The following is a 15,471-nucleotide window of genomic DNA, read 5'->3' on the forward strand; positions in this document are numbered from 1 at the left end:
TCAGCATGACGGAGAAACGGAAAGGGGAAGACCGCCGAGCCGCCTACCCGCCGCCGGGCACGTACGCCCGCCCGATCAGCCGCTCGCCGCGGTCCTGTTTGGGCATCAGCTCGATGTCGATCACCTCGTCCTTCTCGCTCCTGCGGCCGAAATCCCGGATGAGGCGGGCGGTCATCCGCGCGGCGCCGTTCGGGTTGATCGAGTCGTTGCGGTAGACGTCGGCGCGGATCGTGTAGGTGCCCGCCATGGCGCGGCGGATGAAATATTCCTCGGGGCCGAAACCGTCGGTCATGTCGTCCGACATGTGGCCGCCGATGCGGGTGCGCTGGTTCGAGTAGAAGGCCTTGTGGCGCGTCGGCTCAATTACCCACAGGTCGATGTCGGTGTCGTCGCTGTTCCATTCGATGACGACGCGCAGGTCGGCGTCGAGGAGGGCGATGAGCCGCGGGTCGAGCGGCACGGCGCCGCCCCCGAGCGCCCGGTATTTCGGGATCAGTCGGTTGACCTCCATCAGCGACACCATCTCGACGCCGTCCCAATTGTCGTCCCACGGCGTCATGATAACGTCGGTGAGCAGCGAGATGGCGCGGGCGAGGTCTGCGCGCGCCGCCGCAGCGCCCGCGCCCGTCAGCCGATGCGCCGCCCGCTCGGCGAGCGCGAGGGCGAGCCGCCGTACCGGCTGCGGCCGTTCGGGCGCCTCGCGGATCAGCCGCTCGTAGAGGAAGACCGCCCGGGCATATTCGCCGTAGCGCAGCAGCCGGTCGGCGACGATGGTCAGCGTCTCGCTGTTGCGGGTCGGCAGCTCCAGCGCCGAGAGCAAGGTCGCCAGCGCCTCGGCCCGACGTCCGGCGGCATGGTGCCATTCCGAAACGTCCAGCCAGAAAGCGGGGAGGCTGCCGTGCAGCGCCTGCTGCTCGGCCATCACCTTCGCCCGCTGCGCCGGCGCCGCCGCGCGTAGCGCCGTCAGATAGGGCCGCTCCGGCGCCCACGGCTTCACCTCGATTGTGGCGCCGGAATGCGCGCTATCGCCGATGATGCCTTCCTGCCGCACAATGCCCTGGAGCCGAATCTCGTCGGCGTTGACGACAGTGACGGGTACGCCCGGTGGAATGCGCGTGCCGGTGACGACAACCATTCCGTCGACACCGCGGGTGGAGCCGGAGCCCGGCTGCTGCCGAGCCGGCGGAGGCGCGGGGTTAGTCGCCGGTGCCCGGGGTGGGGACGGTGGCGGCGGCGGAGGAGGCGGCGGCGGTGGCGGAGGTCCTCCCCCGACGCCCGTGCCGGGCCCCTCCATCCCGTCATCCTCGGGGTCGTCCTCGCCCTTGGCGGCGCGCGCGCGGAGGTCGAACTTGCGTCCCCACCACGCTTTCTGCTCCTCCCAGCGCGCGAGCACCGTCTCCAGCCGCTCCGCCTTGGCCTTGGCTTTCGCCTTGGCCGCTTCCGCAGCCAGGCTCCCGTAGCGCTCGCGCTCGGTCGCCGGCAGACTCGGCGGCGGCTCGACTCCGGCGTTCGCATAGTCGGCGCCGGTCTCGAGAACGAGGAAAGCGATTTCCGGCCCCGCCACCGAGTAACGGCGCGCGAAGGCGATGGTCGCCTTGCGGTCGGCATCGTCCGAGGCCGCCTGTACCGCCAGCCGCTCCGCCGCCCACAGCGACGCCGCTGCGTGCGACTCGCTCTCCACCGCCGCGCTTGCCGTGTAGACGCGCTGCGTCTCGAACGTGCCCGACAGCGAGACGACGACGCCGCCGCTCGCGGGCATCGGCCCCACCAGCTGCCAGCCGCCCCATCCCGTGTCGAGCGCGACGACGTCGATGGGATCGCCGGACGTCGAGCGGACGCCTGTCACCCGGACGCGCTGCGGGTTCAGCCGGTTGAGGAGCGCGGCGCGGTCCCCGCTGCCGAGCCGCAGCGCTTCGCCCCCGCTCGCCTGTGCCATGGCGCGCAGCCAGCCCAGATCGGCATCGGCAGCGCTCGCGACCGCGAAGACGGGACAGCCCGGCTTGAATCCTTCGCGCCTGTCGATGGTGACGAGACCGTCGCTGAACAGGAGGCAGGCGTCGGCGCGGATCGGCTGACGCGCCAGCGCCGCCAAGCTCGTGCCGCCGAGATAGCGCACAGCCCCGAGTCGCGCCGCAACCGCCGCCGGATCGGCAAGCCGCACCCTTTCCACGCCGCTCGCGTCGAACAGGAGAAGATCTACCGCCGCCGGCTGAACCCGCGCCAGATAGGCTTCGACGAGGGCGATCTCGCCGGCAAGGTCGTCGTCCGCGCGCGACAGCGACCGGTCCCAGAGGATGGCGACGCTGCGAGTCTTCGGCAACGTCACGGTGGGCGCGCCCGGGGCACTGTCGGCGATCTCGAAAAAGCGCTCGCCGCCCGGCCCCTTCCCTTCCATCATCGGAGCCGAGCGCGGCCCATGGGTCACGGCGAGCGCGCCATCGACCCTCAAATTTTCCGCTGTATAGACGATTCCCGACGGGCTGCCGCTCGATGTCCAACGGTCCGGGCCATTCGGCAGGCTGACCCAGCTATTGGGCTCGATCGTCAACGTAATGCGCCCCACTGGCGCGTCCGTCGCGAGCGGCAGCTGATAAGCACCGTCGAGCGCCGTCGCGAAGCTGATGCGGATCGTCCGGCCCGCGCCCGGCGCGATCGGGAAGACGTGGGTGCTGAACGAGAAACTGCGCGACACTTCGGCGAGCGCCGGATCGACTCCGCGCCGCACCCGTGCCTCATAGGTCGTGCGTGCCTGCCGCTGGTCGAGGAGGATTCCGTCCACCATCGTCCCGCCGACGTCGAGGGCATAGCCGGTGACCACCGATCCGCGCGGCATGTCGAGACCGAAATCGCCCTGCAGCACATCCTTCGAAGGATTGTCGAAGCGTGCGGTGACGACGGTCTCGGCAAGGTTGCCGTGGATCCGCACCACGATGTCGAGCTTGGCGATGCGCAGCGCCTCGCTCTTCATCGCCGCATCGTTGACGCCGCGGACCTGCGCGGAAAGCTGGGGGTTGGCCGGCGCTGCGGCGGCCGGCGCAGCGAGGAGCAGCATCAGCGCCGCCAGTAGCGCGCCCGCCCATCTCGCCCCCCGACCAATCATTCCGCCTCCCCCTCCTGCCCCACAGCAAGCGCCCGCGAATCCTGAGCCGACTCGCAATCCCGAGAACGCAAGTAGAACAGGCGAATTCCTATTATGCAAATCCTATTTGCGGCGGCTCTTGCCAAGCCGTTTCGCTTCCGTGACAAGGTCGGCATGACCACCGAGCTCCACGTCCTCGCCTGGGGGTGCATCCTCGCCCTCGTCCACATCTTCGCCGCGGTGCGCGTCAAGACGCAGCAATATGGCACGAAGTGGAACACGGGCGCGCGGGACGAGGCGCTGCCGCCGCCCGACAAGCCGATCGTCGGCCGCCTGGCGCGGGCCCAGGCCAATTTCTTCGAGACCTTCCCGCTCTACGCCGCCGGAGCGCTGATCGTCGTCGTCGCGCACCTCAACAACCGCTGGACGGCGATCGGCGCCCTACTGTGGATCGCCGGGCGGGTCGTCTACCTGCCGCTCTACGCGCTCGGCGTGCCGGTGGCGCGGACGATCGCCTTTCTCGTCAGCCTGGCCGGGATCATCATGGTGCTGCGGCCGGCCTTGATGGCGGTCTTTCACTGACCTTCGACGCGCGGCACGTCCCTGATCGTACCGATGATGCCGTCGCCGCAGCGCAGCGAAATCGATCCGTAGCGCTTCAGCGGCTTGAACCGGCCCTGCACCGGGTGCGTCGCCAGCGCGCCGGTCCCGGGCCCGTCGGTCCGCACCAGGATCTGCTGGACCGGCCCCGAGAGCTGCAGCACCGGCCCGCGTTCGAGCGAGACCTGGTCGCCCTCCGGCGCCGTCACCTCGCCCTCGACGAACAGGTATGTATGGTGGAGCGGCGCCTTCTGCATCGTGATGCTGATCCGCGAGACGTGTGCGCGCCAATTGCCCGACGCGGTGGCGTGGCACGGCGAATAGACGTCCATCGCCTTGGGGTTGAGGAGCAGGCATCCCGAGGGAAGCAGCAGGAGCGGGAGGAGGAGACGTGTGCGGCGCATGGCGCGGCTCTAGCCTGCCGCCGCCGCCGCGCCTAGACGCCCGCTCTCGGCGCGGCTGGCGTGAACTCCCGCGACCACGAAGATCGCGAGCGCCGTCCAGATCATCGCGAAGCAGACCAGGTGGAGCGCCGACAGCGGCTCGCCGAACACCGCCACCGCGATCAGGAACTGGAGCGAGGGCGCGACGTACTGAAGGAATCCCAGCACCGAATAAGGCAGCCGCTTCGCCGCCTCGGTGAAGAGGAGGAGCGGAAGCGCCGTCACCGCCCCACCCAGCACGAGAAGCAGGTCGGTGCGCCGCTCGACCAGGAAGTGGCTCTGCTGGTGCGCCGTCAGCCACCCGATCCACACGAGCGCGAGCGGCGCCAGGAACAGCGTCTCGATGTACAGCCCCTCGAACGCATCGACCGGTGCCACCTTGCGGATGAAGCCGTAGGAGGCGAAGCTCGCCGCGAGCGTCAGGCTGATCCACAACGCGCTGCCCGCTCCGAAGGCCAGGATTGCCACTGCGATCGCAGCGAGGGCGACGGCGCCGGCCTGCCACCGCGTCAGCCCTTCCTTCAGGAAGACGACACCGAGCAGCACGTTGACGAGCGGGTTCAGATAATAGCCGAGGCTCCCCTCGAGCACGTGCCCGGTCGCGACGGCGTAGATGTAGACGGTCCAGTTGACCGCGATCAAAGCCGAGGTCGTCAGCAGGATGAGCGGCACATGCGGCGTTGCCAGCGCCGCTCGGATGTGGCGCCAGCGCTGCGCCAGCGTCGCCCCGGCGGTGAGGAAGATCAGCGACCAGACGATGCGGTGCGCGACGATCTCGGTCGGCGCGGCCTTGCCGAGCGCCTTGAAGTAGAGCGGCAGCACGCCCCACATCGCATAAGCGGCGAGCCCGAGAATCATCCCGGTGCGGGCTTGGCTAGGCGGCTGGGTCACGGCGGCGCGCTAGCCGAGCGCGGCAGGCGCGACAAGCGTTTGGCGGGCCGCTCCGGATCGGCTAATCGTCCGTCCCTGTTTGTGGAGTCCCGCTTATGTCTGCCGCCTCGCGCCTCGCTTTGCCCCTCGCAGGCCTCGCCGTCCTCGCCGGCTGCGACAAGCCTTCCGAGAACAGCGCCGCGCCCGCAAACCTCGCCTCGGCCGAAGGCACGGCGGAGGAAGGCAAGATCACGTTGAAGGGCCCCGGCGTCGACATGAGCTTCGTCGTCCCAAAGGGCATGCGCGGCGAGGCCAAGGCCGACAAGAACAGCAACTTCCTCTACCCCGGCGCGACGATCGGCGGCATCGCCATCGTCGGCATCCAGGCCAAGGGCGACAAGGGCGACAAGGGCGGCGGCGGCGACACCGAGGCCGAGTTCCGCTTCGCCACGGCCGATCCGCCCGCCAAGGTCGCAGCCTGGTATCGCGATCCTGCGCGCGGCAAGGACCTTCACGTCACCGCCGCGAGCCGGGACGGCGACGACATGATCATCTCCGGCGTCGAGCCCGGGGACAACCACCCGTTCAAGGTCCGCCTCAAGGCGCGGCCCGGCGGCGGCACCGACGGCCGGCTCACCATCCACCACGAAGACTGAGGCGGTGACCCCGCTCGCCGATCCCGAGGAGGTGCGCGCGCATCTCGTCGCGGCGGCGAAGGCGGGGGTGGCGCTGAGCTACGGCACGATCCTCGAGCAGCTCGGCTATCGCTTCACCCGTCCCAAGATGCGGGCCCTCTGCGCAACCCTCGGCACCGTCGACGCGGAAGCCGCGGCGCGGGGCGAGCCGGAGCTTGCCGTGCTCGTCGTCCGCCAGAGCGACGGCCTCCCCGGCCAGGGCTGGTGGGTCGCCGGCGGCGCGCGCAGCCGCGGCTATGAGGGCCCGTGGGAGGGGGCGGAGGCGCGGCGCTTCGTTACGTCCGTTCAGGCGGAAACCTTTGCCTGGTGGCGGTCCCGCGGCGGGACAGGCGCAGAAGAGGGGGCGGATTAACCACCTCTGCTCACCCATTGCGCCGGAAACTGGGGCATGCCGGCCGCGACAGGGAGACCGTTCATGCGCAAGATTTCGATCCTTCTCGCCTTTTCCGCCAGCCTCGCCCTCGCCGCCTGCGGCCGCGGCGATGCCGGCAACAACGTCGCCGCGCTCGACAACCAGCTCGTCGCGAACCAGACCGATGCTGCGATCTCGGGCGCGCTCGGCAATCAGATCGCCGTCGATCCGGCCGTCGCCAACGGCTCCAAGGCCGCGGGCAATGCCACGGCCGAAGCCGCCAAGCCGACCGCCGGGGCGATCGAGAAAGCCCGGCTCGCGCTGAACGGCGCCGATCACAAGGGCTGCGCCGCCGACGCCGCGAAGATGCAGAACGGCAACCAATGGGCCGACAAGCTGCCCGCCGCCTTCGGCAATTATCCGGGCGCCAAGGTCGCCGAAGCCGCCGCCAACAATGCCGACGGCTGCAGCGTCCGAGTCGTCAGCCTGACCACCGGCGACGACTGGCAGCGCGTGCTCGACTGGTACAACACCCGCGCGGTGAAGGGCGGCTACACGACCGAGCACCGCATCGAAGGCGCCGACCATATCCTGGGCGGCACCAACGAAAAGGAGGGCGGCGCCTATTACCTCATCGTCACCCCCGGCCAGGGCACAACCGACATCTCGCTGATTGCAAACAACGGCCGCTGAGGGTCGGCGCAGAAGGGTGGCAAGGGCGCGCCGCCGCCGCTAGAGCGGGGCGCATGCCCAATCTCCTTCTCGTCCTCCTCGGCGGCGCGGCCGGCGCGGGCCTTCGCTACGAGGCCGGGCGGCTCGCCCTTCGGCAACTCGGGCCTGGCTTCCCCTGGGGCACGCTGGCGGTGAACCTCGCCGGCGGCTTGGCGATGGGTGTCCTCGCCGGCGCGATGGCGGGCGAGGGCATGACGAGCCGGCCCGCCTGGCTGCTGCTCGGCGTCGGCCTGCTCGGCGGCTTCACCACCTTCTCGGCCTTCAGCCTCGATCTCTTCCTGATGCTCGAGCGCGGCCAGGCGGCGCTCGCGTTCGGCTACGCCCTCGCCTCGGCGCTCGGGGCGCTGGCGCTGCTCGCGCTCGGTTATTGGGCGGCGAGGGCGCTGGCATGAGCGACGTCCGCGCCTTCACCGTCGCCCCGGACGACGACGGCATCCGCCTCGACCGCTGGTTCAAGCGGCATTTGCCGGAAGCGAGCTTCAACATCGTCTCCCGCTGGGCCCGCACCGGCCAGCTCCGCGTCGACGGCAAGCGCGCCGCGCCCGGCGACCGCATCGAGGCGGGGCAGGTGATCCGCGTCCCTCCCGCCGAGCCGCCCGCCGATCCCAAGCCCAAGATCGTCCGGCCGGAATTGAGCGAGGATGAGATCGCCTTCGTCAACGAGATCGTCATCCACCGCGATTCCCAGGCGATCGTCGTCAACAAGCCGCCGGGCCTCGCTACCCAGGGCGGCACCAAGACCAAGCAGCATCTAGACGGCCTCCTCGACGGCCTCGCCAACGAGCGCGGCGAGCGGCCCAAGCTCGTCCACCGGCTCGACAAGGACACGTCCGGCGTCCTCCTCCTTGCCCGCTCGGCCCGCGCCGCCGGCTTTTTCTCGAAGGCCTTTTCCGGCCGCACCGCGCGCAAGGTCTATTGGGCTTTGGTGGTCGGCGTGCCGGAGGTGCGCGACGGCTATATCGACCTGCCGCTCGGCAAGCAGCCCGGCACCGGCGGCGAGAAGATGCATGTCGACGAAAGCGAGACCGGCCTTACCGCCCGCACCCGCTACCGGGTCATCGACCGCGCCGGCAACCGCACCGCCTGGGTCGAGCTCCAGCCGCTCACCGGCCGCACCCACCAGCTGCGCGTCCACATGGCGGCGATCGGCCACCCGATCGTCGGCGACGGCAAATATGGAGGCCAGGACGCGTTCCTCACCGGCGCGATCAGCCGCAAGCTCCACCTTCACGCCAGGCGCCTGCGCATAGACCATCCCGACAGCGGCCAGATCGACGTCACTGCCGAGCTTCCCGCCCATTTCGCCGAGACCCTCGCCGGCTTGGGCTTCGATCCCGCCGACGGCGACCTGCCGCTCGACGAAGTGAAGTTCGCCGAAACGGCGGAGGGCAAGCGCCGGGCCCTTACCGCCGCCGCCAAGTCCCGCCGCAAGGAGCGCAAGGGCGAGCGCCGCAACCGCGGCGGCCGGGGGAACGGGGCCTGATGCACCCCAACCGCAAGTTCCACATCGACGACCGCGACGAGATGGCGGCGCTGGTGCGGGCGGAGGGGTTCGGGACGGTGACGGTGGCGACGGAGGCCGGCCTCCGCGCGGTGCACGTGCCGCTGCTGCTGGAGGGCGAGCGGCTGCTCTTCCACGTCTCGCGCGGTAATGCGGTGCACGCGGCGCTGGCGGCGGGAGCGGAGGCGCTGGTCGTGGTCAACGGCCCGCACGCCTATATCAGCGCGGACTGGTACGGGCTCGAAGGCAGGGTGCCGACCTGGAACTACCTCGCCGTCGAGCTGAACGGGCGCGCCGCCACTCTCGATGAAGACGAACTGATCCGCCTTCTCGACGCCCTCACCGACACGCAGGAGGCGCGGCTGGCGCCGAAGCGCCCGTGGTCGCGCGACACATTAGACACGGTCCGGTTCGATGGCCTCCTGAAGGCGATCGCCGGCTTCGCGCTCGACATCACCGAATGGCGCGGCACGGCGAAGCTGGACCAGAGCAAGCCGCCGGAAGTCCGCAATCGCATCGCCGCCGCGCTACGCGAGCAGGGCGAGGATGCGATGGCCGCGGTGATGAGTTCCTCCCCGTCGCCAGACGGGGAGGGGGACCAGGCGCAGCCTGGTGGAGGGGTAACTGTCGCGGCCTCCGCCCATTACCCCTCCACCACCCTTCGGGTGGTCCCCCTTCCCATCTCCGATGGGGAGGCATAGATGCGCCTCGCCATCTTCGATTGCGACGGGACGCTGGTGGACAGCCAGGCGAACATCTGCCTCGCCATGGAGCAATGCTTCGCTAGCGCCGGGCTTGCCGTGCCGGCGCGGGAGCGGACCCGGCGGGTGGTGGGGCTGAGTCTCCTCGAGGCGATGCAGGCGATGGTGCCCGAGGCGGAGCCCCACTTCCACGCGAAGCTTGCCGACGATTACAAATCGGTGTTCCAGGGCCTGCGTGCCCGCGGCCTGGTCAAGGAGCCGCTCTACGAGGGCGTGCCGGAGCTGCTCGACGCGCTCGAGGCGGAGAGCTGGCTGCTCGGAATCGCCACCGGCAAGTCGGACCGGGGACTGCGCCACTGCCTCGAAGGCCACGGCCTGCTTCGCCGCTTCGTTACCCTCCAGACCGCCGACCGCCACCCGTCGAAGCCGCATCCGTCGATGATCGAGGCAGCCCTTGCGGAAGCGGGGGCGGATGCCGAAGTCAGCATGATGATCGGCGATACGAGCTACGACATGGCGATGGCGAAGGCAGCGGGCGTCCGCGCCGTCGGCGTCGCCTGGGGCTATCACAGAGCGGAGGAGCTGGCGGCGGCGGGGGCGGACCTCGTCGCGCGCCGCCCCGCCGACATCGCCGCACTCGCGGAGGCTTTGGCATGACCCCGGACCCCAATGACGATCTCTGGCGCAGCCGCTTCATCACCCTCAACATGACCCGCATCGGCGGTACCCTGGTGGTGCTGCTCGGCCTCGCCATCTGGCAGACCAACGTCATCGTCCGCGGCGGCGCCCCGATGCTCGGCTTCCCGATCGCCATCGCCGGCCTCATCGCCAGCTTCTGGGGGCCGATCGCCCTCTCCCGTCACTGGAAGCGCAAGGACGGGCGGTGAAGCGTTTCTACAAGGAAGCCGATTCCGTCCCCGCTTCCGGGGGGATGGCCCTGCTGCTCGACGGGCGGGCGGTGAAGACCCCCGCGCATGCCGCTTTGGCGGTGCCGACGGAGGAATTGGCGGAGGCGATCGCGGCGGAATGGAATGCGCAGGGCGAGGATGTCGACCCGCGCACGATGCCGCTCACCGGCCTCGCCAACGCCGCCATCGACCGCGTCGCCCCGGAGCCCGGCACGTTCGCCGCCAACCTCGCCCGCTACGGCGAGGGCGACATGCTCTGCTATCGTGCCGAGGGGCCGCGCCCACTCGTCGAGCGCCAGGCGGCGGCATGGGACACGCTGCTCGCCTGGGCGCGGCGCCGCTACGACGTCGAGTTCGAAATCACCACCGGCATCCTCCACCGCCCGCAACCGCCCGAGACGGTGCGGCGCCTCGCGGCGGCCGTTTCGGCGCGCGATCCGTTCCGCCTCGCCGCTCTGGCGCCGCTGGTGACGATCTCCGGCTCGCTTGTCATTGCGCTGGCGCTGTCGGAGGGGGAGATCGGACTCGACGAGGCGTGGCGCGCCGCGACCGTCGACGAGGCGTGGCAGGCGGAGCAATGGGGCGAGGACGCCCTCGCCGCCGAAGCCCTGGCCAACCGCCGCCGCGAGTTCGAGGCGGCCTACCGGTTCCTCACGCTTCTGTAGGCGGCTCGGTCCGAACCTCGGGTTCCGGGGCAACGGGCGCCACGACCCGAGGCTCGACATGCCCGTACGGCGCGAACCAGCGCGCCACGACCAGCCCGGCAACGATGAACGAGATTGCCTCCGTGACGAAGGCGTAGATCCAGAAGCCCCAGCCGAAATGGTAGGCGATGGGCGTGGCGAGGAAGATCCAGGCGCAGAAGCCGAGCGAGGCGCACACGACGAGCCGGACGAGTTCCGCGAACGACCGCCCAGCTGAAACAGCGCCGACGCCGAAGGCGAGCAGGAACCCAGCGACGATGGCGACGATGAGTCCGGGAATCAGCCCCGCCGTGCCGGTCGGCGAGAAGCCGTCGATATTATAGTCCACGGTGGCGATCGGACCCTTCGCGAAGAGCAAAGCGCCCTGCTGGGTCTTGGGGTCGGGGATGCGGTAGGTGCCGGTGCCGGTCTGGGTCAGGTTCTGGGCGAGCGCGGTCTGGACGGCGGCGCCCTGCTGGTCGGGGAGGTTCTTGTAGGCAAGGCCCGAGAGCGGCGTCTGCCAGAACAGGAAGCCGAGCGCGAACAGGATTAACCCCGCGACGATCCCGCCGAGAAAGCTGCGCGTCATGATCCGTCTCCCCTTTTTGTGCGCCGGTTGTAGACCCGAACGCCGCGGAGGCGAAATCAGGCCATCAGGTCGCGGACGAAATCGTGCAGGAAGACGCGGCGCGATGCCTTGAGCCGCTCGGACTTGAGGATCGTGTGGACAAGCTCGCGGCATTTCTCGGCGTCGTTGTTGATCAGCACGTAATCATATTCGGCCCAGTGGCTGATCTCGGCCGCGGCGCGGTCCATGCGGCGTCGGATCACCTCCTGGCTGTCGGTGCCCCGGCGGGTGAGGCGGCGCTCCAGCTCGGTCAGCGAGGGCGGCAGGATGAAGACGCGGACGATGTCCGGGTCGACCTGCTTCAGCTGCTGCGTGCCCTGCCAATCGATGTCGAGGAGGACGTCGCGCCCGCCCTCGATCGCCTTCATCACCTCGCTCTTCAGCGTCCCGTAGCGGTGGCCGAAGACATGCGCCCATTCGAGGAAATCGCCGTTGGCGACCATCGCCTCGAACTTTTCGGTGGTGACGAAATGATAGTCCCGCCCGTCGATTTCGCCCGGCCGCCGCGGGCGGGTGGTCGCCGACACCGACATGGCGATGCCGTCGTCGCTGCCCAGCAGCATCCGCGCGATGGTGGACTTGCCCGCTCCGCTGGGGCTCGACAGGACGAAGAGGAGGCCGCGGCGCTGGAAGGCGCTTTTGATTTCCATGCGCGCTACTGGCTTGCCGTGCGCCCGCCCGTCAAGCAGGTTGGGGCATGGTGAAGCGGATCGCGCTGCTGCGGGGCATCAATGTCGGCGGACGCAACAAGGTGCCGATGGCGGCGCTTCGGGAGGTCTGCGCCGGATTGGGTTGGCGGGAGGCCGCGACCTTCATCCAGAGCGGCAACGTCGTGTTCGATGCGCAGGGTGGCGATGGCGCGCTCGAGGCGGCGCTCGAGAAGGCGCTGGCGGAGCGGTTCGAGGTGCGGACGGCGGTGATCGTCCGCTCCGGCACCGAGTGGGCGAAGATCATAGCGGCCAATCCGTTCGCGGACGAATCGGAGCGGGAGCCGAACCGGGTGCTGGTCGGCCTTTCGAAGCACGCGCTCGCACCAGGGGCCGCCGAGGCAGCGGCCAAGGCGGCGGCCGGGGAGCGAGTGGAGCAGGCGGGAGGGGCGTTGTGGTTTCACTATCCGAACGGGGCGGGGCAGTCGAAGCTCACGCCGGCGATGATCGACCGCGCGGCGGGATCGCCGGTGACGGCCCGCAACTGGCGGACGATGATTGCGCTGGCGGACATGGCCGGGTGAGCGGCCGCATCGGGCGGCGCGCCTGGCTGATCGTCCTTGCGCTCGTGGTGGCAGCGGCAGCGATCCTGCTGCTGATGGGCCGGCCGCCGATCTGCACGTGCGGGACGGTGAAGCTGTGGGTCGGCACCGCCAAGGGGCCGGACAACAGCCAGCACCTCTCCGACTGGTACACGTTGAGCCACATCATCCACGGCTTCCTGTTCTTCGGCGTGACGGCGCTGCTGCTCCGCCGCCGCAGCGTCGGCCTCCGGCTCATGGTCGCGGTGATCGCGGAAGCCGGATGGGAGATCGTCGAGAACAGCCCGTTCATCATCGAACGCTACCGCCACGCGACGATGGCGCTCGGCTATTCGGGTGACACGGTGCTGAACTCGGTATCGGACATCAGCGCGATGATCCTCGGCTTCCTCATCGCCAGGCGCCTGCCTTGGTGGGGCACGGTCGCGCTGGCGATCGGCTTCGAGCTGCTCGCGCTCGCCGTGATCCGCGACAATCTGACGCTGAACATCTGGATGCTCGTCGCGCCGTCGGACGCGATCCGCACCTGGCAGGCGGGCGGCTGAGCTCAGCCGCTCGAGGCGAGCTGGCGGACCCGATCGAAATGCTGCTGGACGATCGGCGCCGCGGCTCCGGCGACTTGGCGCAGCGGCGGGGCGTCGCCGTTCTGGGCGTAGTTGCTGTGGAGGGCGAGCGCCATCTGGTGCGCCTGGACCTGCTGGTCGAGATAGACCCGGTCGAAATTGCCCGCCGGCGCGGCGCGGAGCTGGTCGAGCATCTGCTGCTGCATCGGCAGCAGTGCAGGGGTCATCGGCGGCATGCCCGCGGCGCGGGCGGCCATCATCAGCTGCTGGGTGGTGTTGGTGTGGTCCGTGATCATCATCTGCGCGAAGTCCCGCACCGCGGGCGAGCGCCCGCGGCTGCGGGCGAGCTGCGAGGACTGGATCTCGTAGAGGTCGCTGGCCGCGGCCATGCCGACATAGGCGTCGCGGGTCGTCGGCGTCATGTCGCCGGACGCGGCGGCGGTCACCGCCGCTTCGTTCGGGACGCAGGCGCCAAGGGCGATCGAGAGCGAAGCCGCGGCCGCGGCGAGGAGAAGTTTAGCGCGCATCAGGTCTGCCTCCGGGAGGATGGGATGCGCCTTGAAAGCGGTGCCGGGAGGGCGGTTCCTGCACCCTGACCTGGGTTAGGGAGATTTCGCCGGTCAGCCGCCGGCGAGGCCCTCTGTCACCTTGCCGGTGCCGCCGCAGACCAAGCAGGGCTTGCCGTCATGCTCTCCCGTGCCGTTGCAATGGCGGCAGAGATTCTCGCCCGTGCCGGGCGTCCCCGGCGTAGCCTCGTCGCCGGGATTGGTGGGCTCGTTGCTCATGAAGGGGGAAGCGCGCGGGTGCGGGAGAGGTTCCGGCGGCGGAACCGGCGCGGAGGGGGCGGGGTTCAGCGGACCATGACCCGTTTCCTGTTCGCCGGCGCTGCCACGGCCCTCCTCTGCGCCGCGGGACCGGCGCAGGCGCAGGAGGTGTTCGGCGGAGTCTACGCCCACGACGTCAATTGGGTGACGCGCAGCGGCATCGAGCATGGCGTCGATTTCGAGCTCGGCGTGCGCGGCCCGCGCCTCCATGCGCTGGATTTCATCGGCGCGCCGCGGCCCCAGGCCTTCGTGTCGGTGAACAGCGCCGGCGACACCCATTTCGTCGCCGCGGGGGTGAGTTGGCAGATCGGCGGTCGGGTATACCTGCGCCCCGGCATCGGCATCGCCGTCCACACCGGCCCGGGCGATTTCGACCCCAGCAACCGCCGCATCTATTTCGGGTCCCGCGTGCTCTTCGAGCCGGAACTCGGCGTCGGCGTGAAGCTCACCCGCACCGCCTCGGTCGAAGCGAGCTGGGTCCATCTCAGCCACGCCCAGATCTTCAGCGGCCAGAATCCCGGCCTCGACACCGTCGGCGTCCGCTTCAACCTCGGCTTCCGCTGAGCCGCACAAAGCCGGCCTGCCGCCGCTTTACCGGGTAAGTCCCGACAGGCGCGCCGATTGCGGATGTTGTATCGGGAGCAAGAGCGGAGGTCTGCCAACGCCCTTGGCCGACCCGGAAAGAGGAGACAGTCGTGCTTTTGATGTCAGCGCTGTTGTACCTGGCGGTTCCGGCCACGAGCACCCCATCTTCGATCACGGACGCTCAGCTTTACAAGGACGCGATGGAGTGCAAGGTTCTCGTGGAAGCCCTGCAGCCGATGGCGAAGCGTCCGGACCAGCTGAAGAGCATCCGCCAGGCGCTGGCCTTTTGGACGGAGCAGGAGCGGAAATCGGCGGGCAAGCTCGGCAAGGGCGCCAGTGAGATGATGACCGACGAGATGGTGTTCGGATACGGCCTACAGGGGGACAGCATCGCCCGTGTAAGCCTCTGCATGACGGCAGCGGCGACCGCGCGTTAGCGGCCGATCATCGTCTCCGGAATCACCACCCGGTCGAAGGTCGCCTCGTCGACCAGGCCGAGCTCCAGCCCGGCTTCCTTGAGCGTCTGGCCGTGCTGGTGGGCGTGCTTGGCGATCTTGGCGGCGTTGTCGTAGCCGATCTCCGGCGCGAGCGCGGTGACCAGCATCAGCGACCGGTTCATCAGCTCGGAGATGCGGCGCTCGTCCGCCTCGAGGCCGTCGAGCGCGCGCTCGGAGAAGCTCTCCATGCCGGTGGAGAGAAGGTCGATCGAGCGCAGCACGTTGGCGGCGATCAGCGGCTTGAAGACGTTGAGCTCGAGATGGCCCTGGAGGCCGCCGACGGTGGCGGCGACATGGTTGCCCATCACCTGGGCGGCGACCATGGTCAGCATCTCGGCCTGGGTCGGATTGACCTTGCCCGGCATGATCGAGCTTCCCGGTTCGTTCTCGGGAAGCTTCAACTCGCCAAGGCCGCAGCGCGGGCCCGAGCCGAGGAGGCGGATGTCGTTTCCGATCTTGGTCAGCGCGACCGCGATGGTGTTGAGGACGCCCGAAAGCTCGACCAGGGTGTCGTGCGCCGCCAGCTCTGCGAACTTGTTCGGCGCCGACACGAACGGCAGC

22 protein-coding genes are annotated in these 15,471 nt (G+C 69.6%); 14 read left to right on the forward strand and 8 right to left on the reverse strand.

Annotated features, from left to right (window positions below; all coding sequences use genetic code 11):
- Nucleotides 1–43: 43 nt before the first annotated feature.
- The gene (locus VGC56_RS02205; RefSeq protein WP_464122927.1) at nucleotides 44–3,100 is read right to left on the reverse strand and encodes a VIT domain-containing protein; all 3,057 of its coding nucleotides are present in this window, start codon (nucleotides 3,098–3,100) and stop codon (nucleotides 44–46) included.
- A gap of 153 nt (nucleotides 3,101–3,253) precedes the next feature.
- Here VGC56_RS02205 and VGC56_RS02210 point away from each other — a divergent pair, with 153 nt between their 5' ends.
- Nucleotides 3,254–3,661 (forward strand): MAPEG family protein, encoded by a 408-nt coding sequence (locus VGC56_RS02210; protein WP_464122928.1) that lies wholly within the window; start codon nucleotides 3,254–3,256, stop codon nucleotides 3,659–3,661.
- On the opposite strand, the gene VGC56_RS02215 is transcribed toward VGC56_RS02210, so the two are convergent.
- Together VGC56_RS02215 and rarD are read right to left on the reverse strand one after the other, a co-directional pair.
- The gene (locus VGC56_RS02215) at nucleotides 3,655–4,083 is read right to left on the reverse strand and encodes a hypothetical protein (RefSeq protein ID WP_464122929.1); all 429 of its coding nucleotides are present in this window, start codon (nucleotides 4,081–4,083) and stop codon (nucleotides 3,655–3,657) included. The two genes, VGC56_RS02210 and VGC56_RS02215, sit on opposite strands and share 7 nt — an antisense overlap.
- A 9-nt stretch (nucleotides 4,084–4,092) precedes the next feature.
- Complete coding sequence (gene rarD, locus VGC56_RS02220) at nucleotides 4,093–5,013, reverse strand: EamA family transporter RarD (protein WP_464122931.1); 921 nt, start codon at nucleotides 5,011–5,013, stop codon at nucleotides 4,093–4,095.
- 95 nt (nucleotides 5,014–5,108) lie between these two features.
- On the opposite strand from rarD, the gene VGC56_RS02225 reads away from it, so the two are divergent.
- The 9 genes from VGC56_RS02225 (at nucleotide 5,109) to VGC56_RS02265 (ending at nucleotide 10,546) form a co-directional block, all read left to right on the forward strand.
- The gene (locus VGC56_RS02225; RefSeq protein ID WP_464122933.1) at nucleotides 5,109–5,648 is read left to right on the forward strand and encodes a hypothetical protein; all 540 of its coding nucleotides are present in this window, start codon (nucleotides 5,109–5,111) and stop codon (nucleotides 5,646–5,648) included.
- 4 nt (nucleotides 5,649–5,652) lie between these two features.
- Entirely contained in the window at nucleotides 5,653–6,039 is a 387-nt protein-coding gene (locus VGC56_RS02230) for a ribose-phosphate pyrophosphokinase (protein ID WP_464122935.1), read from the forward strand.
- A gap of 63 nt (nucleotides 6,040–6,102) precedes the next feature.
- A complete protein-coding gene (locus tag VGC56_RS02235; RefSeq protein ID WP_464122937.1) occupies nucleotides 6,103–6,732 on the forward strand; it encodes a hypothetical protein in 630 nt (209 codons plus the stop codon).
- 53 nt (nucleotides 6,733–6,785) lie between these two features.
- Nucleotides 6,786–7,163 (forward strand): CrcB family protein, encoded by a 378-nt coding sequence (locus VGC56_RS02240; RefSeq protein WP_464122939.1) that lies wholly within the window; start codon nucleotides 6,786–6,788, stop codon nucleotides 7,161–7,163.
- Complete coding sequence (locus tag VGC56_RS02245) at nucleotides 7,160–8,254, forward strand: RluA family pseudouridine synthase (RefSeq protein ID WP_464122941.1); 1,095 nt, start codon at nucleotides 7,160–7,162, stop codon at nucleotides 8,252–8,254. Before VGC56_RS02240 ends, VGC56_RS02245 begins: the two co-directional genes overlap by 4 nt.
- Nucleotides 8,254–8,973: an FMN-binding negative transcriptional regulator gene (locus tag VGC56_RS02250; RefSeq protein ID WP_464122943.1), complete on the forward strand. Its 720-nt coding sequence runs from the start codon at nucleotides 8,254–8,256 to the stop codon at nucleotides 8,971–8,973. The genes VGC56_RS02245 and VGC56_RS02250 overlap by 1 nt, the downstream gene beginning before the upstream one ends.
- On the forward strand, nucleotides 8,974–9,630 hold the full coding sequence (locus tag VGC56_RS02255; RefSeq protein ID WP_464122945.1) for an HAD-IA family hydrolase: 657 nt from the start codon (nucleotides 8,974–8,976) through the stop codon (nucleotides 9,628–9,630).
- A complete protein-coding gene (locus VGC56_RS02260; RefSeq protein ID WP_464122947.1) occupies nucleotides 9,627–9,860 on the forward strand; it encodes a hypothetical protein in 234 nt (77 codons plus the stop codon). Before VGC56_RS02255 ends, VGC56_RS02260 begins: the two co-directional genes overlap by 4 nt.
- Complete coding sequence (locus tag VGC56_RS02265) at nucleotides 9,857–10,546, forward strand: ATP12 family chaperone protein (protein ID WP_464122949.1); 690 nt, start codon at nucleotides 9,857–9,859, stop codon at nucleotides 10,544–10,546. The genes VGC56_RS02260 and VGC56_RS02265 overlap by 4 nt, the downstream gene beginning before the upstream one ends.
- Here the strand turns inward: VGC56_RS02265 and VGC56_RS02270 are convergent.
- Together VGC56_RS02270 and gmk are read right to left on the reverse strand one after the other, a co-directional pair.
- Complete coding sequence (locus VGC56_RS02270; protein ID WP_464122951.1) at nucleotides 10,533–11,153, reverse strand: hypothetical protein; 621 nt, start codon at nucleotides 11,151–11,153, stop codon at nucleotides 10,533–10,535. The genes VGC56_RS02265 and VGC56_RS02270 overlap by 14 nt on opposite strands.
- Before the next feature lie 56 nt (nucleotides 11,154–11,209).
- Complete coding sequence (gene gmk / locus VGC56_RS02275; protein ID WP_464122953.1) at nucleotides 11,210–11,842, reverse strand: guanylate kinase; 633 nt, start codon at nucleotides 11,840–11,842, stop codon at nucleotides 11,210–11,212.
- Nucleotides 11,843–11,889: 47 nt separating this feature from the next.
- Here gmk and VGC56_RS02280 point away from each other — a divergent pair, with 47 nt between their 5' ends.
- Together VGC56_RS02280 and VGC56_RS02285 are read left to right on the forward strand one after the other, a co-directional pair.
- Entirely contained in the window at nucleotides 11,890–12,423 is a 534-nt protein-coding gene (locus tag VGC56_RS02280) for a DUF1697 domain-containing protein (RefSeq protein ID WP_464122955.1), read from the forward strand.
- A complete protein-coding gene (locus VGC56_RS02285) occupies nucleotides 12,420–12,986 on the forward strand; it encodes a DUF2585 domain-containing protein (protein ID WP_464122957.1) in 567 nt (188 codons plus the stop codon). The genes VGC56_RS02280 and VGC56_RS02285 overlap by 4 nt, the downstream gene beginning before the upstream one ends.
- Before the next feature lie 2 nt (nucleotides 12,987–12,988).
- Here VGC56_RS02285 and VGC56_RS02290 read toward each other — a convergent pair whose 3' ends face one another.
- Both VGC56_RS02290 and VGC56_RS02295 read right to left on the reverse strand, forming a co-directional pair.
- Entirely contained in the window at nucleotides 12,989–13,531 is a 543-nt protein-coding gene (locus VGC56_RS02290; protein ID WP_464122959.1) for a DUF4142 domain-containing protein, read from the reverse strand.
- A gap of 93 nt (nucleotides 13,532–13,624) precedes the next feature.
- Nucleotides 13,625–13,789 carry a hypothetical protein gene (locus tag VGC56_RS02295; protein ID WP_464122961.1) on the reverse strand — a complete coding sequence of 55 codons (165 nt, stop codon included), beginning with the start codon at nucleotides 13,787–13,789 and terminating at the stop codon, nucleotides 13,625–13,627.
- A gap of 75 nt (nucleotides 13,790–13,864) precedes the next feature.
- Between VGC56_RS02295 and VGC56_RS02300 the strand changes: the two genes are divergently transcribed.
- Nucleotides 13,865–14,392 carry an acyloxyacyl hydrolase gene (locus VGC56_RS02300; protein ID WP_464122963.1) on the forward strand — a complete coding sequence of 176 codons (528 nt, stop codon included), beginning with the start codon at nucleotides 13,865–13,867 and terminating at the stop codon, nucleotides 14,390–14,392.
- 131 nt (nucleotides 14,393–14,523) lie between these two features.
- Complete coding sequence (locus VGC56_RS02305; RefSeq protein ID WP_464122965.1) at nucleotides 14,524–14,850, forward strand: hypothetical protein; 327 nt, start codon at nucleotides 14,524–14,526, stop codon at nucleotides 14,848–14,850.
- Here the strand turns inward: VGC56_RS02305 and VGC56_RS02310 are convergent.
- Nucleotides 14,847–15,471, reverse strand: a 625-nt coding sequence (locus VGC56_RS02310; RefSeq protein ID WP_464122967.1) for a lyase family protein, incomplete at its 5' end; no start/stop codon positions are given. The genes VGC56_RS02305 and VGC56_RS02310 overlap by 4 nt on opposite strands.

It is taken from the genome of Allosphingosinicella sp. (genome assembly GCF_036403745.1).
Lineage (GTDB): Bacteria > Pseudomonadota > Alphaproteobacteria > Sphingomonadales > Sphingomonadaceae > Allosphingosinicella.